16 protein-coding genes and 2 pseudogenes are annotated in these 19442 nt (G+C 36.0%); 11 read left to right on the top strand and 7 right to left on the bottom strand.

All coding sequences use genetic code 11. The features are described from left to right. Positions 1-41: 41 nt before the first annotated feature. Positions 42-1124, bottom strand: a complete 1083-nt coding sequence (gene ribD / locus ABWU67_RS04560; protein WP_353281783.1) for a bifunctional diaminohydroxyphosphoribosylaminopyrimidine deaminase/5-amino-6-(5-phosphoribosylamino)uracil reductase RibD — start codon at positions 1122-1124, stop codon at positions 42-44. Beyond that, positions 1124-2323: a deoxyguanosinetriphosphate triphosphohydrolase gene (locus tag ABWU67_RS04555; RefSeq protein WP_341821786.1), complete on the bottom strand. Its 1200-nt coding sequence runs from the start codon at positions 2321-2323 to the stop codon at positions 1124-1126. The genes ribD and ABWU67_RS04555 overlap by 1 nt, the downstream gene beginning before the upstream one ends. A 47-nt stretch (positions 2324-2370) precedes the next feature. On the opposite strand from ABWU67_RS04555, the gene ABWU67_RS04550 reads away from it, so the two are divergent. After that, positions 2371-2832, top strand: coding sequence for a HesB/IscA family protein (locus ABWU67_RS04550; protein WP_010081891.1), 462 nt, complete (start codon positions 2371-2373; stop codon positions 2830-2832). A 39-nt stretch (positions 2833-2871) separates the two neighbouring features. Next, positions 2872-3546, top strand: a complete 675-nt coding sequence (locus ABWU67_RS04545) for an ABC transporter ATP-binding protein (protein ID WP_341821783.1) — start codon at positions 2872-2874, stop codon at positions 3544-3546. A gap of 238 nt (positions 3547-3784) precedes the next feature. On the opposite strand, the gene ABWU67_RS04535 is transcribed toward ABWU67_RS04545, so the two are convergent. Next, positions 3785-4483, bottom strand: a complete 699-nt coding sequence (locus ABWU67_RS04535) for an alpha/beta hydrolase (RefSeq protein ID WP_209473125.1) — start codon at positions 4481-4483, stop codon at positions 3785-3787. Between the two features lie 155 nt (positions 4484-4638). Here ABWU67_RS04535 and ABWU67_RS04530 point away from each other — a divergent pair, with 155 nt between their 5' ends. The 9 genes and pseudogenes from ABWU67_RS04530 (at position 4639) to ABWU67_RS04490 (ending at position 17004) form a co-directional block, all read left to right on the top strand. Then, the gene (locus ABWU67_RS04530) at positions 4639-5775 is read left to right on the top strand and encodes a cysteine desulfurase family protein (protein ID WP_264373998.1); all 1137 of its coding nucleotides are present in this window, start codon (positions 4639-4641) and stop codon (positions 5773-5775) included. Positions 5776-6302: 527 nt separating this feature from the next. Beyond that, on the top strand, positions 6303-7040 hold the full coding sequence (locus ABWU67_RS04525) for a hypothetical protein (RefSeq protein WP_209473121.1): 738 nt from the start codon (positions 6303-6305) through the stop codon (positions 7038-7040). A 403-nt stretch (positions 7041-7443) separates the two neighbouring features. After that, positions 7444-8349: an IS110 family transposase gene (locus ABWU67_RS04520; protein WP_353281687.1), complete on the top strand. Its 906-nt coding sequence runs from the start codon at positions 7444-7446 to the stop codon at positions 8347-8349. 60 nt (positions 8350-8409) lie between these two features. Then, positions 8410-9268, top strand: a pseudogene (locus tag ABWU67_RS04515) (IS630 family transposase). Next, positions 9265-9444 (top strand): hypothetical protein, encoded by a 180-nt coding sequence (locus tag ABWU67_RS04510; protein WP_353282242.1) that lies wholly within the window; start codon positions 9265-9267, stop codon positions 9442-9444. The pseudogene ABWU67_RS04515 and the gene ABWU67_RS04510 overlap by 4 nt, the downstream one beginning before the upstream one ends. Beyond that, positions 9416-10597: pseudogene (locus tag ABWU67_RS04505) on the top strand (AAA family ATPase); the annotation flags it as partial. The gene ABWU67_RS04510 and the pseudogene ABWU67_RS04505, both read left to right, overlap by 29 nt. 27 nt (positions 10598-10624) lie before the next feature. Then, a complete protein-coding gene (locus ABWU67_RS04500; RefSeq protein WP_353281779.1) occupies positions 10625-15349 on the top strand; it encodes an NAD-glutamate dehydrogenase in 4725 nt (1574 codons plus the stop codon). Between the two features lie 4 nt (positions 15350-15353). Further along, positions 15354-15650, top strand: coding sequence for a hypothetical protein (locus ABWU67_RS04495; RefSeq protein WP_209472739.1), 297 nt, complete (start codon positions 15354-15356; stop codon positions 15648-15650). Continuing rightward, complete coding sequence (locus ABWU67_RS04490) at positions 15622-17004, top strand: PleD family two-component system response regulator (RefSeq protein ID WP_264705753.1); 1383 nt, start codon at positions 15622-15624, stop codon at positions 17002-17004. Before ABWU67_RS04495 ends, ABWU67_RS04490 begins: the two co-directional genes overlap by 29 nt. Before the next feature lie 122 nt (positions 17005-17126). Here the strand turns inward: ABWU67_RS04490 and ABWU67_RS04485 are convergent, their stop codons facing one another. From ABWU67_RS04485 to ABWU67_RS04470, 4 genes are all read right to left on the bottom strand, one after another. Then, a complete protein-coding gene (locus ABWU67_RS04485) occupies positions 17127-17261 on the bottom strand; it encodes a hypothetical protein (RefSeq protein ID WP_264374152.1) in 135 nt (44 codons plus the stop codon). A gap of 202 nt (positions 17262-17463) precedes the next feature. Further along, the gene (gene recO / locus ABWU67_RS04480; RefSeq protein ID WP_353281776.1) at positions 17464-18186 is read right to left on the bottom strand and encodes a DNA repair protein RecO; all 723 of its coding nucleotides are present in this window, start codon (positions 18184-18186) and stop codon (positions 17464-17466) included. A gap of 66 nt (positions 18187-18252) precedes the next feature. Further along, a complete protein-coding gene (locus ABWU67_RS04475; protein ID WP_007548500.1) occupies positions 18253-18393 on the bottom strand; it encodes a hypothetical protein in 141 nt (46 codons plus the stop codon). Then, the gene (locus tag ABWU67_RS04470; protein WP_038199734.1) at positions 18393-19424 is read right to left on the bottom strand and encodes a YhcG family protein; all 1032 of its coding nucleotides are present in this window, start codon (positions 19422-19424) and stop codon (positions 18393-18395) included. Before ABWU67_RS04470 ends, ABWU67_RS04475 begins: the two co-directional genes overlap by 1 nt. Between the last annotated feature and the right edge of the window lie 18 nt (positions 19425-19442).

Raw genomic sequence — 19442 nt, 5'->3', positions numbered from 1 at the left:
CTGAACGGATACCTTTTTTTTACTGTTTGAGTATGTAAGGATTATGACGACCTATCCCAAACCTCAACTATATCCTCACTAAACTCTATTATCTTTGTTTTTTTAAACTGATAACAGTTGTTAATGAATTGAATCCCTAAATCTCCTACAAAAGGAGTGGCATCATTGCCTAAAATTTTACCACTGCGGCATATTATCAACCTGTCGATTAAATTACACTTTAATAGTTCTGTGATTAACACTCCTCCACCTTCAACTAATAACCTTGTTATACCGATTTCTGAAACAAGTTTTAATGCCATGTCCTTTAGGCAGGCTTTGCCTGCATCGTTTGAATTGACTTTCAAGTAGTTAATGTTTTTTATTTTTTTCTCTACTTCTTTATTTGTGATGACCCAAGTTATTACTTTGTCTGCAGTCTTTGCAATGTTATGCTCTTCCTTTAATCTCCCTTGACTATCTATAATTAGCCTTATTGGCGATCTACTTCCGAGTCCTGGTAATCTGCAAGTTAAGAGTGGATCATCATTAATAAGAGTATTGCTGCCGATCATAATTGCATCATATTTCGTTCTGAGCTCATGCACCCAGTTTCTCGTATTTTCACTTGTTATCCATTTGCTATCGCCTGTAAATGTTGCGATTTTTCCGTCAAGAGTTGTTGCGACTTTGCAAGCTATAAATGGTCTATGTAATTCTTTAGTGGTGAAAAAACCGACATTCAGTTCTTCTGCTTCTTTTTGCATAATACCTTGCTCAACTTCAATTCCTGCTTCTTTCAGAGCTTTAATGCCTCCACCTGAAACTCTACTATCTGGGTCAATAGTTGCAATTACTACTCTTTTTATGCCAGCTTTTATGATTTTTGCAGTGCAAGGCCCCGTGACTCCGTGATGACAACATGGCTCAAGAGTGATATATATAGTTGCGCCATGAGTTGAATCTTTAGCGTTTTGCAAAGCGACTACCTCCGCATGCGGACGCCCACCAATCCCTGTGTATCCCTCACTAACAATTGTACCATCCTTTACAATAACACACCCGACAGCAGGATTTGGTGCAACATTTCCAAGATTTTTTTCTGCAAGCCTTAATGCAATTGACATGAAATGATCATCAGTCATTAGAAAGAAGTCATTTCGTATGAGGTATCAAAAATTCTTCTGTGCTCGTGTATAGCAAATCTATCTGTCATACCTGAGATATAGTCACATATTATTACTGAACGCTGAGATTCACAAGCGAGTTTGCTCCACTCTGTGGGAAGTAATCCTGGGTTTTCATAAAAACATTGAAAGAGTTCCTGTATTATGCGTTTTGCTTTGTTCATCGTTCTACTCAGTTTATAGCTTCTGTATATTTTCTCCATGTTGAATCTTTTCATTTCTTTTGTAGCATTCGCAACTTCTGGTGAAAATGTGACTAGCATTTTATTTAGACTTCTTACGTCTTCTACGCTTTTTATTTTGTGATCTTCAATATTTCTTTCAGTCTGAGAAACAACATCACTTATCATAGTTCCTATAGTTCCACTCAGTGATTCATGTATGAGTTTGCTCTGAGGCAATTCTGAATATCTGCTCCTTATGTCTTTAAACATTTTTTCAATTAAAGGAACATTCAGCAAATCTTCGATGGTTACTAAATTCGCCCTGAGTGCATCATCAAGATCGTGAACACTGTAAGCAATATCATCGGCAATTGAAGCAACTTGCGCTTCAATGCTTGAAAATTCTTCAAGTTTTAGATCATATTTTTTGTTGTATTCTAATAACAGCTGATTATTTGTAGAAGACTCCGCGTTTTGACCAAGCAAGGGACCGTTATGTTTTGCAACTCCTTCAATCACCTCCCAACTTAGATTCATACCATCAAAATCAGCATGTTTTTGTGCGAGGTAAGTTAAAATCCTTATAGCTTGAACATTATGATCAAACTCATACTTCTCGTTATCAAGATTCAAATCTTGAACTGATTTCTTTAGAGCATCTTCACCTGCATGACCAAATGGAGGATGACCAAGATCATGTGCGAGCGCTATGCATTCAGTGATATCCTCATTTAAGCCAAGTCTACGCGCAATGGACCTTGCAATTTGTGCAACTTCAAGGCTATGAGTAAGCCGAGTGCGATAGTAGTCGTGCTCATAATTGATAAAAACTTGTGTTTTGTACTCCAATTTTCTAAACGCATTAGAGTGAATGATACGGTCCCTATCACGCTGAAAGCAGCTGCGATTCTCATCTTCTGGCTCTTTGAAGTATCTCCCTTTTGTTTTGCTTGGAAAACATGCATAATTTAATAGAAAATTATTGTTTGACATGTAAAATTTCTACTATAATAAGTTATCAATAATAAACGGTGGTTACTATGTCAACAAATTACAACATCAACTTAACTGATAATGCACTAAAAAAAATCCACTCTCTTGCAGAGCAGGAAGGGGATAAGAGTTCCATTTTACGGGTTGCAGTTTCAGGTGGTGGATGTTCTGGCTTCAAATACAATTTTCTTATGGATCAAATGAATAAAAATCTATCTTTGGATGATGAAGACGATGATTACGATGATGAGTTTGATGACGAAGACGAAGATGATGACTATGAAGAAAGTGAGGACTATAGAAGCCACTCCAGTTTTAGCGAAAAAGGTAAAGATATAGTAATTAATGATGAAAATGGAAACCCTGTATTAATGGTTGATAATTGTTCAGCAAAATTTTTAAATAACTCAGTTATAGATTATACTGAGGATCTCAGTGGTTCTGGTTTTCAAATAAAGAATGCCTTTGCTAAGTCTCAATGTGGTTGTGGTAACAGTTTTTCGGTTTAATTATTACTAAAACTTAGATGCCTTCTGGATCTTTTAAACATGGGTGGTAATGTAGCACTAGAACTAACTTCCGTAGATAAAAGCTTCAAGAACAATTCTGCTGTTGTAAAGGATATCAACTTAAGTGTCACAAGAGGGCAAGTAGTAGCGCTGATTGGCGATTCAGGTGCAGGGAAAACAACTATATTGCAAATCGCAGGCTTGTTGGACAAGCCAACTTCAGGTATAGTTACGATAGATGGAATAAATTGCACACAAGCCAGTAATAAGCATAAAACTCATGTAAGAAGAAATTTTCTTAGTTTTGTTTATCAATTTCACTATTTGTTACAAGAGTTATCGGTGTTGGAAAATATTATGCTTCCTCAACTCATTGCAGGAAAAAGCAAAGCTGAAGCAAAAAAAAATTCGCAAGCAATGTTGGAAAAATTTGGTCTGGAAAACAAAGCAAGTAGCATGTTATCTGAAGTTTCGGGTGGGGAAAGGCAGAGAGTTGCAATTGCAAGAAGCATTGTAAATTCTCCAAAGCTTTTACTTGCAGATGAGCCAACAGGAAATTTAGATCCAACAAATTCTTTTAAGGTGTTTTTGCTGCTACATTCATACGTAAAGGAAAATAACAGCTCTATGCTTATAGTAACACACAATCATCTCCTTGCAGAAAAGGCAGACTGCATTTTCCAATTGAGAGATCGATCATTAGTGAAGTTGTGAATAGGAAAAATAGCACAATTTCTATGCCCTATACTTATCTAACCAATGATCATTAACAGAGTACAACTCGCATGAAATGCTTTCATTGCCTTTTATACACGGACTTTTTAACTTACGCTGTTTACTTAGGGAACACCCCGATAACATAAACACAGCTAAAACAAAAAATAATAGCTTTTTAAACATAACAAAACCTTTTCATTTATATTACTACACTCATTTCTCTTGTTTGTAAAGATTAGGCATATTCTTTTACCCTTACCTCTTTTTTGACCTTTTGAGAAGAAATAGTTGCACTATTCAAGCGCAGTTTTATATAATTGTCCACGATTTGAGTCACTTCCTCTTCTTTATCCTTTAGAAAGTGATTAGTATCATCTATTATATAGTATTTCATGTGATCACTTCTTACTGAATTTATCAACCTTTTTGCTAATTCTGTTACATCGCTTTCTTCTGAGATTGTATCATTACTGCTTTGTATTATAAGCCCAGAAACTGGACAGGGAGAAAGAAAAGAAAAATCGTACTTAGTTACCGGAAGAGAAAGAGCAATAAAACCCACTATCTCAGGGCGGCGCATTGTTAGCTGCATAGCCACCCATGCTCCAAAAGAAAAACCAGCGATCCAAATTGGAACATTGCTAGGATTATGTTCCTGAAGCCAATCAATGGCTACCGCAGCGTCAGTTAATTCTCCTATACCCTTATCAAAAGTTCCGGTAGATTTTCCCACACCACGAAAGTTAATTTTCAATGCAGAAAAATTGTTATCGATAAAAGACGTATATGTACTATGTACAATTTTACTATCCATATTACCACCATATTGAGGATGATGATGTAAAACCAGCACAACCGGCGCGTTGGCATCTTTGCTTTGGTGGTATTCACCTTCTATCTTTCTTGTTGCATTATTCAAAAAAACTTCAACCATGGTAACCCCTAATAAGAACCCGCTTGACAGGTATTAATGACGTGAGTTATTAATTATGTATTAATTTCGCTGTTTTTGCAATAAATTTTTTATCGTGTTAAAGCTAACGTACATAGTTATGGCTATAGTTGATGGTAAACTTATTTAAGTGACAGATGAGTCCATTCTCTTTAGAAAATAGTGGTTGCGTATATGCTGATTACAATGCAACTGCTCCAATTAGTGAAAATGTAAAAAAAAGTATATTTGAGGTCTTGTCAAAACAAACGCTCAATCCATCATCACTACATAAGAGAGGACAAGAAGCGAGGAAGATTCTTCAGGATGCAAGAGATAACGTACGTGGTGCTATTAGCGTTTCAAGTGATAAAGAAATAGTTTTTACGTCTGGTGCAACTGAAGCGAATAACCTTGTTATGAGAGGAATGAAAGGCTACCTGCATATAATTTCAGCTATAGAGCATCCTTCAATTCTTAATTCTGCATGTAATCCATATATAATACCTGTTAATCAGGAGGGCATTGTTGACTTTTTAGAGCTAGAAAAAATTCTAAGCGAACTTAAAGGAAACAAAGCAATAGTTTCAGTTATGATGGCAAATAACGAAACCGGAGTTATTCAACCTATTGAGGAAATGGCTAAAATAGTACACAAGTTTGGAGCAATTTGCCACACTGACACTGCTCAAAGTGTTGGGAAAATTAAAGTTAATATGGAAGATTTAGGAGTGGATTTACTCACTTTATCCGCCCATAAATTTGGCGGTGTAGCAGGCAGTGGAGTTTTAATATTCAATAAAGAACTTGCGATAGAACCTATTATAATAGGTGGTGGACAAGAGAAGGGATTTCGTGGTGGTACGGAAAATATTGTTGCGATTGCAGGCCTTTCTGCTGCACTGCAAAATATTCCAGACCTTCTATCAAAAATGGATGAAGTAAAGGAGCTACGTGATCAATTAGAGTGTGAATTATTAAATCTTGCCAGTGACATAAGAATCTTCGGTAAAAACTCTAAGAGGCTGCCAAACACAAGTTTTATTTATATGCCAGGAGTAAAGAGTGATGTGCAGCTTATGCATTTTGACTTGAATCATATTGCAGTTAGTAATGGCTCCGCATGTTCTTCTGGAAAAGTTGAGCCTTCCCATGTTTTGCTTGCAATGGGGGCAACAAAAGAGCAAGCAGAGTGTTCAATTAGAATCAGTATAGGTCCAGAAACTAAACCACAAGACATAAAAAAAATAGTGGATTGTTGGTATAATATCTACAAGCAGAACACCTTGGTATAGATAATACGTGGTATCATGCAGGCACTGGCCGAGCATTAGATGTAAAAAATTACTTTACAACCCCGCGGTATCTCTAGATCCCGCTAACAAGCAGCGGGATGACGGTTATTAGGCTAGCTGTCATCCAAGTAGCTGACACTGGTTCCTTTATGACGGCAGTGCCCCTATGGTGTCATTCCAGTGTCCTGACTACTTGGATCTAGCAAGCTTTGCTTGCAAATAAGTCTAATACGTGTCGCGTTTTATGCCAAAACACAATTGGAGTTACATGCAAAATAGATCCCAGACTGGGATGACAAAAAAAGAGCACTGGAATGACACCATTTGCTGTGCAATTTACCTTCAAAAATGAATGTTCGTACAGCTATGGATTCATTCGCGGTATCTCACCATAGATCCCGCTGACAAGCAGCGGTATGACGGTTATCAGTAACATGAATTACTTTAGCTATGCAATCAGGCTTCCTAAAAACACTTTGTAGCCAATCAATTCTTGAGTATAAAAAGAATTCCTTTAATAATAAGGTATGCTAATCAGGAATTTAATAAAACAAGCAACTCAAGTAGGAAGCAGTGAAAATGCAATACGGTATGTCGAATATCTCTATCAATTTGAGAAGTTTAGAAACACATTAAACCTCACTTTATCACTAATAAAGCAAAACAGGCTCTCATTTGAAATATACCAAGAGGGATTAGTGGATATGGAAGAGGGAGTGTGTAAGACAATCAGGTCTTCCAGTGTAAATAGATATGTTATTGTACTGAGGAAGTCAAACCCATACATTATAGTGCATGAACTTTCACACATGGTTGAAAATGAACTGAACTTAAGTTTGGAACAGGAATTTCTCCATAAAGTTTACCAGGATATTGAGCAGAACCTAAAGCAAGCAAATATTCTTGTGCAGAAAATTATCGGCCAAGTTATATTTAAGGAGATACAGGCTTATCAAACTGCAAAATCACGCGCATCTGAATTATTTGCACGCTATTTTGAGCTATTTGCTTGGGCGCAGGAGGTTTACCCTAAAGATAAAGAATACTTAATCCGCACTCAAGACTTAAACAAAGTGTTCCTTGCTACTGACCAATGGAAAAAGAGCTACCTGGATCCACAAATAATGGAGAGAGTAGATAAAGAAATCAAGGAATACAGCAATAAAACTGTCTTTAAAGATGTAACCAAAGTGCAAAGCAGTTGGACTAATAAATTTTCTCCTGGGGGCAAAAAAATTAGCTCTATATTTGGAGATGATGATTAGCTTATAGTGCAGGTTTTCCTACGTCATGCCGCCGCGAACCGTCATACCGCGATTCATTCTTTTGGTGTACGAACATTGCAATTTGCAGATAATTTGAGTAGTAGATGGTGTCATTCCAGTGCTTGACACTGGAATCCAGGAATTTGGATTGGGCACTAAGTTGGTGAGCATAAAAGTTGTAAGTTAAAAATGTGATATAAAAGAGATAAGAGGGAAAGATAACCCTACTCACTATAGGAATAGGGCTATCACGGGCGTGTGCGACCGAATGAAAGTTGGTATTACAACCGTAGCCATCAAGGTAAACTAGCCCCATCTCTCGATACGTTTGAATAGTTGCATGGGACATATGTATGCACCCGTTTACAATCTTAAATTAATTAAACTATCGAGGTTATTTATTATGATTACATCTTATCAAAATTTCATTGGCATTGATATCGGAAAATTTAAAAATGTTGCTGCAGCTTATAACCAAAGGAGCGCTATCAAGTTTGACAATGATGCTACTGGTTGGCAACAGTTGTTTCAAAAATTTTCAGATATCCTACCTAATTCTCTAGTAACTTTAGAAAACACTGGAAAATATGAGCTTGGCTTAGCACATTTTCTTGTTGATAAGAATGTTGCTGTACATCGAGCTAATACTCGTAAAGTAAAAAGTTTTATCATATCACATGGAACTTTAGCAAAGACAGATCAATCAGATGCAAGAGCCCTTGCTCAATATGGTTTTGAACGCTATAGTGCTCTATCTCTATTTGTGCCTATGTCAAAAGAACAAACCGCCTTAGTTGCACTCTGTCAACGTCGTGATGACATTACGCAAATGAGAACTCAAGAGAAATGTAGGCTTGCAGCACCTGAAAACGACTATATAAAGGAAAGTTGCCAAAAAACAATAGACTTTTTTACCAGTCAGATAAATGAGTTCAACGATGCCATACAAAGAATTATTGATAAAAATCCAGAGTTACAAAAGCGTCAAAAAATCTTGAGAACAGTGCCAGGAATAGGTCTCAAGTTATCACAAGTTTTTGTGTGTCTAATGCCAGAACTTGGCCACCTAAACAAAAAAGAAGTTGCAAGTCTTGCTGGAGTTGCTCCACATCCAAAAGAAAGCGGTAAAACTATTGGTTACCGAAGGATAACAGGTGGTAGAAGCAATGTTCGTGCAAAGCTTTTCACAGCTGCTATGGCTGCTGCAAGATCTAAATCTGCACTTGGTGCTTTTTATTCTGATCTTATTGGTAGAGGTAAAAAGAAGATGGTAGCTATAACAGCTCTAATGCGAAAAATCATAGTATAGCTCTTTCCACAGAAGTCCGGATATGATAAGATTAAGGATAGATGGCGATAAGGAGGTTGGATGCCGGCAGCATATAGTTATGATTTAAGAAAAAAAGCAATGGAAGCACTAGACGAAGGGGAAAGCAGAGAAGCAGTGGCAGCAAGATTTAAAATTGGACGAACTACTTTGTGGGAGTGGAAGCAAAGAAAAAAAGAAACAGGCGACTTTCAGTCAAAAAACTCGGTAATGGAGGTTACAATCAGAAAATTATCGACTGGAATAAGTTTATCGAATTTGCTAAAAAACACGGTAGAAAAACTCTGTCGGAAATGGCTAAACTTTGGGGCAACGTTAGTATCGAAACGATCCACCGAGCTCTCAGAAAAATTGGATTTACGCGCAAAAAAAGACATATGGATACAAGGAAAGGAACGAAGAAAAACGTGCTGAATTCTTAAAAATTATAGCAACAAAAGAACCAGAAAACTTAGTGTATATAGATGAGTCTGGGATTGATAACACGGAGGACTATCCATATGGGTATTGCCAGAAAGGACAGCGATTTTATGCCCTAAAATCTGGAAAAAAAACTCAACGAATCAGCATGGTTGCAGCCTTAAGTAGAAGAAAGATAGTTGCTCCATTAACATTTGAAGGCCACTGTAATATGGATATTTTTAATGGATGGTTTGAGCAATTTTTGGCACCGATCTTAGAACCTGGACAAACTGTCATTCTTGATAATGCTACTTTTCATAAGTCTGATAAGCTTATCAAGCTCGCTAAAGGAGTCGGTGCAGAAATTTTGTATCTGCCGCCTTATTCTCCAGATTTTAACAAAATTGAGCATCATTGGTTTGCTATAAAAAACAGAGCCAGGAAAAACATTCCTCTATTCGAATCCTTTCGTCGTGCTGTTGATTCTGCCTTCCTATGACCTATTCGGACTATTATGAGAAATGCTATAATTATGCAAAGAGACTCAAAACTCTTAAGGGTCTTACTCCTTATGAATTTATATGTTATCAGTGGACACAGTCTCCAGAATTATTTATACTAAATCCACACCATCACACTCTGGGACCATACAAAATGGCAGATGGAAAAGAATAAAATAGCTAGAATACAAGAAACAGCCGAAAAATTAGATAACGCTAGAAAAGAGCTGGAATTGGCTCAGCGGAGTGGAAATTTAGGAAAAGCAGGAGAGCTGATGTATGGTGTGATCCCTCAGCTTGAGAATGAATTAAAAAATCAGGAAAAGGTTACTGATAGTTTCTTAAAGAAAGAAGTGACTGGAGATGATATTGCAAACATTGTTTCAAAGTGGACAGGAATTCCAGTTGATAACATGATGCACAGTGAAAAGGAAAAACTTCTTAACATGGAGAATGAAATAGGAAGAAGAGTAATAGGGCAGAAAGATGCAATAGAAGCGATAAGTAATGCAGTTAGGAGCTCCCGCTCTGGGGTGCAAGATACTAATCGACCTTTTGGTTCATTCTTATTCTTAGGCCCAACCGGGGTTGGTAAAACCGAACTTGCGAAAGCCTTAGCTGAATTTCTGTTTGACGATCAATCAGCGCTTCTGCGTTTTGATATGTCAGAATATATGGAAAAACATTCTGTTTCAAAGCTAATTGGCGCGCCTCCAGGGTATGTTGGCTATGAACAAGGTGGCAGATTAACTGAAGCGGTAAGAAGAAGGCCATATCAGGTTATTCTGTTTGATGAAATCGAGAAAGCAAATCCAGATATATTTAATCTATTGCTGCAAATCTTGGATGAGGGTAGACTCACTGATAGTCATGGTAAATTAATTGATTTTCGCAACACCATACTGATTTTAACTTCTAACCTTGGCGCTGAGATAATGCTAAAAGGGAATGTTGATTCTGTAAGAAATGAAGTGATGCAAATAGTTAAATCAGCATTTCGTCCAGAATTTTCAAACAGGCTGGATGAAATTATTATATTCCACAGTTTAACCAGAGATGACATCTATAAAATTATAGATGTTCAATTTTCTTATTTACAAAAAACACTTGCTAAGCGTAAACTGAGTATAAGTTTGTTGCAGGAAGCTAAAGAACTAATAGCACAAACTGGCTATGACCCTGAATATGGAGCAAGGCCCTTAAAAAGGGTTATACAAGAGTGTATTCAAAATAATTTAGCTAAATTAGTTTTATCAGGGGAAGTAGTAGAAAATGATGAGCTAATAGTGTACGCTCTTGATAATGAAATCTTAGTTAAAAAGGTTTAAGTTCACTGTGTATTTTTGTTAAAAAAAATGTGTATAGATCATAATGTTGACACTGAGTCTTTATTTAAGTTAGCTGATCAAGAAAATCAGCAAGATAAAGAAAAAATTAAAAAGTTTATTAAGTATTTTTATAGTTTTGTTTATAAAAGCGACCTAAAAGCCAATGATAAGTTTTTGCTATATATTGTAAACGATGCTTACAATTTTGTTTCTCAAAAAGAGAAAGATGAAAGTAAGTTAGTAGTAAGCAATATAGATGATATACCAGGAATAGAAGGCGATTTTACCACGATTAAGATAACAAACGATGATATGCCATTTTTGGTTGACTCCGTTATTGCAACTATTAAGTCGCACGATTTAACCATATGCTATTACAGCAACAGCATAATTAACATTAAAAGAAAAGATGGCCTAATAGACGAGATTTACTCTTTGGAAGAAAGCAATGGAGTCAAAGAGTCAGTCATATATGTAATTATCAAAGGTATAAGTGACAGCTTTGTTGATACATTAAAAGAATCTCTACAGAAAACGCTGAAAGCGGTTAATTGCGTTGTGAAAGATTGGCACTTAATGCTCAAGAAACTTGATGAGGCAAGTCTTTCTGTCATCCCAGCTGGGATCCAGGAAAAGGACACGTGGATTCCAGTGTCACGCACTGGAATGACACCAGACCGAAATCAAGAGCAAAAAGATTTTCTAGTTTGGTTAAAGAATAATAACTTCGTATTTCTAGGTTATCAAGAATATATTGCTGGTAAAGATGAAAAACTCGTCTGTGACAGCAAAAAGGACCTTGGCCTGATGAGAGTAGGTCAAAGTACGTTGATTCCTTCTGCAAACCTTGATTCCCTATACATATTGAGATCAGATCTAATCTCAATAGTCCATCGGCGTACATACATGAATTGTATAGGAGTAAAAGAATTTAATGACCAGGGTAATGTGGTAAAGGAACGGCGTTTTTTCGGGCTATTTACTTCTGTAGCGGAGGTCCAAGATATTAGAACTATTCCAATAATAAGAGATAAAGTTAAAGTTATAGAAAAAAATGCAGGGTTTGTAACCGGGGGCCACAATAACAAAGCTCTAATTTATATTTTACAAGTATTCTCATGTGATGAATTGTTCCAGTCTAATGAGGAAGAATTATTTCAAATTTGTACTTCTATTATGTCCCTTGCAATAAGACCAAGAGTCAAGTTATGCTTAAGAAGTAAGGGAGCGTTTACTAGTTGTATAGTGCTGATACCGATGCGTTATGCTAGCTCCAGGCTAATGCTCAAGATAAGCAATATATTGAAGGATGAGATAAATGCAGAAAGTTCAGATATTTATAACCACCACATTATAAACGAATATGACTTAATGAAATTGCACGTGGTGCTAAAGGCTAAAAACGCTAGTGTTCCTGATGATGAAGTTTTGCGTATCGAAAACAAATTAAGGAACATTACGGAAAAATGGGAAGATCGTTTTATAGACAATTTATATAATACTTTTAGCACTGTTGAGGATATATTCATCCGTTATTGCAAGGCATTTCCAATAAGCTATCAAGAGAGTTTCGAACCTCATGACGCATATTACGATATGAAAAAATTGGAGATAGTGAGGAAAAAAAGAGTTAGCGAGGTCGATTTAAGACTTACTCGTGACAATCTTAATTATCAATTAAAGGTTTACACTTCGAGCAATGGAGGTCTTGAATTATCGAAGATATTAAGAATTACTAAGAATTTGGGAGCTAAGATTCTATCTCATAATGGCTATTACATAGAAATTAACGGCGGAATATGGATACACCATTTTGTGTTGTCAAGAGTCGATGAATTAATAGACAACATTACTCTAAAAGAGCAATTTGAAATAACACTTGCGAAAGTGTTTAGCAAGGAAATTAAAAATGACTATTTCAATAGTTTGATCATTATTGCTGGGCTCAAGTGGAAAGAAGTGCTTCTGGTTAGAGCGTTAAGTGCTTACCTAAAGCAGACGTCATTTAACTACAATCCAGAATATATCCAAAAGGTAGTCTCAGAGCATCCAAAAATAGTAAAGTATTTGATACAACTATTTCATGCAAGATTTGATCCTAACATAGACATTGATAGAGCAGAAACTACGGACATTGTCAGAGAAAAAATTGAGGAACTTCTAAAAGAGATCAGCAATGTTTCACATGATTACGTTTTGCGCTCGATATTTAACTTGATAATGGCTATTTTAAGGACCAGTTATTATCAAGACGATAAACCATATTTATCTACAAAATTTGACTCAAGTAAAATAAATGGTTTACCTGATCCTCGTCCGTATCGTGAATTGTATATTTATTCAAACCTTTTTGAGGGAATACATCTAAGAGGAGGGAAATTAGCCCGTGGTGGCTTAAGGTGGTCGGATAGGACGGAAGATTTTCGCACTGAAGTTTTGGGGCTCATGAAAGCTCAGATGACAAAAAATGCGGTTATTGTCCCTGTTGGTGCAAAGGGTGGGTTTGTAATAAAGCAAGCTTATAAAGATAAGAATATTTTAAGAGAGAAAAGTGTTGAGTGCTATAAGAGTTTTATCAGAGGAATGCTTGATATTACTGATAACGTGGTTGATGGTAAAATAATTCCACCAGAGAATGTGATTAGGTATGATGAAGATGATCCATATCTCGTGGTTGCTGCTGATAAAGGAACTGCTTCATTTTCTGATTATGCCAACCAGATAGCCTCTGAATATAACTTTTGGCTTGGCGATGCATTTGCATCTGGTGGATCAGTAGGTTACGACCATAAGAAAATGGGTATTACAGCAAGAGGTGCATGGATTGCAGCACAAAGGCATTTTTGGAAAATGAATAAGGATATTTACCAGGATGCAACTGTTGTTGGAATTGGAGATATGGCTGGCGATCTATTTGGAAACGGTATGCTGCTTTCAAAAAATATACATTTAATCGGCGCATTTAACCATATGCATATTTTTGTTGACCCAAATCCTGATGCAGAAAAGAGTTTCACAGAACGTAAACGTCTCTTTAAGTTACCATTTTCAACCTGGATGGATTATAACAAAGATTTGATCTCTCAGGGTGGCGGGGTATTTGAGCGTAGCAGCAAGCAAGTAAATCTTTCTCAAGAAATGAAAAAATGCTTTGATATAACAGAAGATATGCTACCTCCAAGTGATTTGATTAGATATCTGTTGAAAGCAAAAGTGGACTTCATATGGAATGGAGGAATTGGCACGTTTGTTAAGGCAAAGAGTGAAAATCATAGCATGGTCGGTGACAAAGCAAACGATGAGCTGAGAGTAAATGGTAAGGATATTAGAGCTTCTATGTTTATAGAGGGTGGAAATCTTGGTTGTACACAGCTTGGAAGAATAGAATATGCTGAAAGAGGTGGATATATCAATGCAGATTTTGTTGATAATTCAGCCGGAGTGATATGTTCAGACCTTGAAGTTAACATTAAGATTGCATTTGTTTCAGCTATGAAAGCAGGGGGTATTTCTTTAGAAAAAAGGAATGAAATACTGGCAAGTATGGTGGATGAAGTTGCATCCAAAGTGCTTGAGAACCACAACAAAATTGAAACAAAAGCATTACTTCTTGAGTGTTTGCAAGCTAAAGAGAGATTGGAGCAGCACCACAGGTTACTGCTCAGTTTAGAAAAATCTGGGCTGTTAAACCGAAGCGTAGAATTTCTTCCAACTGAAGAAGAGATAGCAAGGATGTTAACTGGTGCAGAAGGTTTCAGTTCTCCTCAGCTCTCTGTTCTAATGTCTTATGCTAGAACAGCAATAAAAAATGAAATTATACATTCCGATCTGTCTGAAAAAGATCTTATATCTCATGACTACTTGCTAGGTTATTTTCCTAAAAAGATGGTAACAAAGTTTAAGGATTTCATATTAAAACACCAACTTCGTAGAGAAATTATCTCTACTTGCATTGCAAATGATGTAGTGAATAGAATGGGCTGTATATTCATCAATAATTTGGCTGAGAACACTGGAATTAAGATACAAGAAGCGGTTAACATATATATTGTTGTTAACCACCTGTATGATTTAAACAGCCTGTGGCAGAAAATTGATGAATTGGATGGAAAAATTGATGTTAACTCATACTTACAAATAGTGAGGAACGTGCAGAAATTTATTGGCAGAGTATCGTTTTGGTTAGTAAAAAATCTTAGCTTTGTAGAATTGGATGATGTTACAAAATTTAAAGATGCAATTGAAACTTTAGGCCATGATGTTTTAGATGAACACCTGTTAAAGGTCTATAATCATGGATACACTTCTTTAGTGGAACTTAATATAGATAAAGATCTAGCAAAAAAAATTGCTGACCTGTGCGTTCTTACTTATGCACTGGATATTATATCTGTTGCTGAACAGACATCTTTGTCCATTCTTGATGCTGGTAAAATATACTTTGAGTTAAAGTCGCTGTTAAGATTCGATCTGATTAGAACAATTGCCATCAAGATGAAAAGCCGCTCTTCTTATTGGGATCGCAGCTTAGTTAATGATTTATTGGACGATTTAAGCAATTACCATCACAAGCTAACTGTTAAAGTCATAAAAGCTACTGATAACCCCGAAGATAAGGTTCAAACCTGGGCTTGTAATGATAAGGACTACATAGAACGTTATAATAGTTTTTTAGATGAGATGGTTGCTTCTAAACTTGATTTAAGCAAATTAATATTTATAATCAGAAGGATTAAAGTACTTGCTTCATAGGAAAATGTTCAATATAGGTCTTTCAGAAATTTTAGTTGTAGCTTTAGTGAGCATAATTGTTCTTGATAAAAATAAGGTACCTGTATTTATTGATTTTATTAAGACTATATATAGGTATTTTATAATTGTAAAGTTAAAAGCTAGGAGGTTATTGAAGGATGCCGGAATTGAAGACTTATATAAAGAATGTAATGCTGAGAAAGTAAATTACATAATTGGTAAAAATGGTAAGCTTTATCCTACTTATGATATAGATAATACATCTAAAGATAATGACAGCAAAGATTCTGGTAGTAGATGATGTACTATCTAATGTCAAGCTTTTAGAAGCTCGACTAAAAGCAGAGTACTATACGGTTATCGTAGCTCATGATGGTGAAGAAGCTATAGATTTAGTAGCAAAGCAGCAGCCTGATATTATATTACTTGATATCATGATGCCAAAGATGAATGGCTTTGAAGTTTGTAAGGAGCTAAAAAATGATCCCTTGACAACCCATATTCCAATAATTATGGTAACTGCGCTGCATGATACTCATGATAGAGTGCAAGGTATTAATGCTGGCGCGGATGATTTTCTGACTAAACCAATAAACGAAACTGCTTTATCTGCACGAATTAAGTCTCTCACACGCTTAAAGATGATTATCGATGAATTGCGTTTGAGAGGAGAAACTAACGCTGAGATTGGTGGAGTCGCAGGAAACAGTATTATGGATTATTCCAATCAGATTTTTGATGCTAACATACTTGTTATAGATGAGGATGTTCATCAAGCAGAGCAGATATATAATATATTAAAGCAACGCTTTAGGTCAATTAAAATACTGAGTGATCCAATGGAAGCATTGAAGGTTGGTATTGAGAATGGTTACGACCTGATCATTTCTGATATGCAATTTTCAAAAACTGACGGCTTGCGTTTGTGTTCTGAGTTTCGTAGTAAGGTGGAAACACGTTATACACCAATTCTGATTCTTTCTGAGGATTATGATAAAAACAATTTAGTAAAAGCACTTGATGTAGGTGCTAATGATTATTTAACAGTACCTTTGGATGAGGGTGAGCTAATAGCAAGGGTTAATTCGCAAGTAAAACGAAAAAGATATCAAGATGCCTTGAGAATGAATTTATTTAATAATGCGGAAATGTCTATAAAGGACCCATTAACTAACTGTTATAATAGAAGATATTTTGATGCACACTTAAGAAACATTGTTAAGGACTCTGTGGAAAAGGATAGAAGGTTGTCTCTTATGATACTTGATATAGACTATTTTAAGATAGTGAATGACAGTTTTGGGCATAGTGCTGGAGATGAACTTTTAAAGCAAATACAGAAAAGAATTTCTGAAAATATCAGAGTGACAGATTTACTAGCTAGGTTTGGTGGTGAGGAGTTTGTTGTTGTAATGCCAGATACCAATGTATCAGATGCGTATACTATTGCGGAGAGAATACGAAAAATTATTGCTAAAAAACCTTTTATACTTGCGGATAAAAATACAACCCACGATGTAACTGTGAGCATTGGAATTGCAGAAATGCAAGAATCTGACCTTGACAATATTAAAGAATTTATAGTACGTGCCGACAAATATTTATATAAAGCAAAAAACAGTGGTAGAAATAGAGTGGTTACTGGCTATAGCTAAAGTGGCTTAAGTTTGCCGACAACCGTCATTCCGCTACTAGTTAGCGGAATCTATGCTGAGATAACGCGAATGAATCGCGGTATGACGGTTCGCGGCAGCATGACGATAAGGTTTATACCTTGTCATTCCAGTGCTTGACACTGGAATCCAGTTTTCCATATAATCTCATCGAAAACGTTGTAACCACTTTCCATGCTAGTTTGCTTGTTCACAAGCAAACTTTTCTGGATCCCAGTGTCTGGGCACTGGGATGACATCATAGGGGCGCTGGGATGACACCCTGACAACCGTCGTCCCGCTGCTTGTTAGCTGGATCTATGCTAAGAGATACCGTGAATAAATCACGGTATGACGGTTCGCGGTGGCATGACGATAAGTTCGTCATCCCGCTACTTGTTAGCTGGATCTATGCTAAGAGATACCGCGAATGAATCGCGGTATGACGTAGGACTGCTAAAATTAAAGCGACAACATGAGGTTTCTCAGCTCTGGAAATTTCACGTTTAACTGCAAAAATAGATACTTATTTAAAAAATATCCTGTGACTTTCATTCCTAACTGAAATTCTTGGAATGAGTAGCTGTTTTGTAGGTTATTATTGTATACATCATGTAACATTTGTGGAAAAGGTAGGAGTTTATCTGCATAATAATCTCCTACTTTTTTTGACACTGCTCTACCAGTTTTTGGAGAAATAAATTGTAAATTTTCCTTAACACCTGTTACAGCGCATTTGGATAAGTCTAACTTGAATCCCAATTGCGTAAGAAGCAGAAGCTCTAAGTTAAGATAATGGCTTTGCCAAGACTGATTGTTGTGTTTAATTACATCGATGAAATATCGAAAATTGTCATACAGCATGGCACAGGGTTCACTTTCTGGAAGCACTTTTTCTAAAATAGAGGAGAAAGAAACAATAGTAATGCTTTTTAACCTATCTTGAAAGAAATGATGGAATGGAGATTCGATTAATTCGCACTTAAAAAAACCTAGATTTTCAGGTAACTTAGCACTCCATTCTGCATGTAATAGATTACTTATCTGAAACTTATAATTGCTATTGTTTGTTAGCTTAGTTAATCCCCTGCGCTTTCCATGATTTTTTGTAAACAGAGAAAGAATTAAGTTTTTATCGCCGTATTTTTTAGCAGCTATAATGATGCCTTCATCTTTCCATCTCATTTAGAGTGTATTGACCGTATGATATATAGGATAGTGCACCTAGAGCGTGTAATCCATAAAAATCACTTACTCCGTTACTGTTTGCTTCCAAAGTTTCAAGGCTATGAGAGAGTAAGTTATTGGCTGCCACTCTTCTTCCTGAGCCTGATGCATTTCATACTGAGCTTTTGGTTTGCTAAATAATTGTTTGAATGATTTTAGTAACATTACTTTTCCTCGTCTGAAATTTTGGATAATTCAGCTTCTAATTCTTCTATCGTCGGTAAAGCTGTTTTTATGTTCTCTGGTAGATTTTCAGTTATTCGATATTCTGCTAGCCCTATTGGCTTGTTCATGTCTCGGAGTGTATATTTAGCAAGTACATCGTCTTTAGATTTACATAAGATTAACCCTATAGAAGGTTGATCTGTCGAGTGCTTCAGTAAATCATCAACTGCAGAAAGATAAAAATTCATTTTACCAGCATATTCCGGCTTAAAATCCTTATCTTTTAGTTCAATCACTACGAAGCAACGTAACTTTAAATGATAGAATAATAAATCAATATAAAAGTCTTTATTACCAACATCTAAATGAAATTGTCTACCAACAAATGCAAATCCTTCACCGAGTTCTAACAGAAATTTTTCCATATGCCCTACGAGTCCTTTTTCTACTTCTCTTTCATGAGCATCCTTACCTATACTTAAAAAATCAAAAATATACGGATCTTTTAATGTGTAATGTGCTAGATCGGATTGTGGAGATGGTAATTTTTCTTTAAAATTAGTTATTGCTTTTCCTTGACGTTTATGTAGTCCAAGTTCTATCTGCATCACCATAATGTTACGTGACCAGCCATGTTCAATAGCTTTTTTTACATAAAATAATCTTATTTCATGACTTTCTATTTTTTCCAAAAGAGTGATATTGTGATACCAAGTTAATTGTGCAAGAGGCTCCTGCACAAATTCAACATCAGGATATTCTTCGGCAAACTTACGCATATACTTCAGATTTCTCATGCTAAAGCCTTTCATTTCTGGAAATGTACTTCTCAAATCCTTACTTAATTGATCAATTACCTTAGCTCCCCAGGTATGTTCTTTTTGGCGTTTTAGGATCTCTGTACCAATATGGTGGTAAAGCAAAATAAGCTTACTATTTACTGCAAGTGCTGCTTTATAACGGTTTGTTGCAATATGATCCTTCAATTGCTCTAAAAATTCTGTATATTCTTTTGCTATAATTTTTGTCATACGGTTCCTTTTAATCCA

This window comes from Wolbachia endosymbiont (group A) of Aleiodes leptofemur, assembly GCF_964028465.1.
In the GTDB taxonomy this organism is placed as follows: domain Bacteria; phylum Pseudomonadota; class Alphaproteobacteria; order Rickettsiales; family Anaplasmataceae; genus Wolbachia; species Wolbachia pipientis.
This window is presented reverse-complemented; position numbering and strand designations above follow the sequence as displayed.

Excerpts from the sequence above, each read along its gene's own strand:
- ribD (WP_353281783.1), bottom strand. The coding sequence starts at position 1,124 with ATGACTGATGATCATTTCATGTCAATTGCATTAAGGCTTGCAGAAAAA.
- ABWU67_RS04555 (WP_341821786.1), bottom strand. The coding sequence starts at position 2,323 with ATGTCAAACAATAATTTTCTATTAAATTATGCATGTTTTCCAAGCAAA.
- ABWU67_RS04550 (WP_010081891.1), top strand. The coding sequence starts at position 2,371 with ATGTCAACAAATTACAACATCAACTTAACTGATAATGCACTAAAAAAA.
- ABWU67_RS04545 (WP_341821783.1), top strand. The coding sequence starts at position 2,872 with ATGGGTGGTAATGTAGCACTAGAACTAACTTCCGTAGATAAAAGCTTC.
- ABWU67_RS04535 (WP_209473125.1), bottom strand. The coding sequence starts at position 4,483 with ATGGTTGAAGTTTTTTTGAATAATGCAACAAGAAAGATAGAAGGTGAA.
- ABWU67_RS04530 (WP_264373998.1), top strand. The coding sequence starts at position 4,639 with ATGAGTCCATTCTCTTTAGAAAATAGTGGTTGCGTATATGCTGATTAC.
- ABWU67_RS04525 (WP_209473121.1), top strand. The coding sequence starts at position 6,303 with ATGCTAATCAGGAATTTAATAAAACAAGCAACTCAAGTAGGAAGCAGT.
- ABWU67_RS04520 (WP_353281687.1), top strand. The coding sequence starts at position 7,444 with ATGATTACATCTTATCAAAATTTCATTGGCATTGATATCGGAAAATTT.
- ABWU67_RS04510 (WP_353282242.1), top strand. The coding sequence starts at position 9,265 with ATGACCTATTCGGACTATTATGAGAAATGCTATAATTATGCAAAGAGA.
- ABWU67_RS04500 (WP_353281779.1), top strand. The coding sequence starts at position 10,625 with ATGTGTATAGATCATAATGTTGACACTGAGTCTTTATTTAAGTTAGCT.
- ABWU67_RS04495 (WP_209472739.1), top strand. The coding sequence starts at position 15,354 with ATGTTCAATATAGGTCTTTCAGAAATTTTAGTTGTAGCTTTAGTGAGC.
- ABWU67_RS04490 (WP_264705753.1), top strand. The coding sequence starts at position 15,622 with ATGACAGCAAAGATTCTGGTAGTAGATGATGTACTATCTAATGTCAAG.
- ABWU67_RS04485 (WP_264374152.1), bottom strand. The coding sequence starts at position 17,261 with ATGTCATCCCAGTGCCCAGACACTGGGATCCAGAAAAGTTTGCTTGTG.
- recO (WP_353281776.1), bottom strand. The coding sequence starts at position 18,186 with ATGAGATGGAAAGATGAAGGCATCATTATAGCTGCTAAAAAATACGGC.
- ABWU67_RS04475 (WP_007548500.1), bottom strand. The coding sequence starts at position 18,393 with ATGTTACTAAAATCATTCAAACAATTATTTAGCAAACCAAAAGCTCAG.
- ABWU67_RS04470 (WP_038199734.1), bottom strand. The coding sequence starts at position 19,424 with ATGACAAAAATTATAGCAAAAGAATATACAGAATTTTTAGAGCAATTG.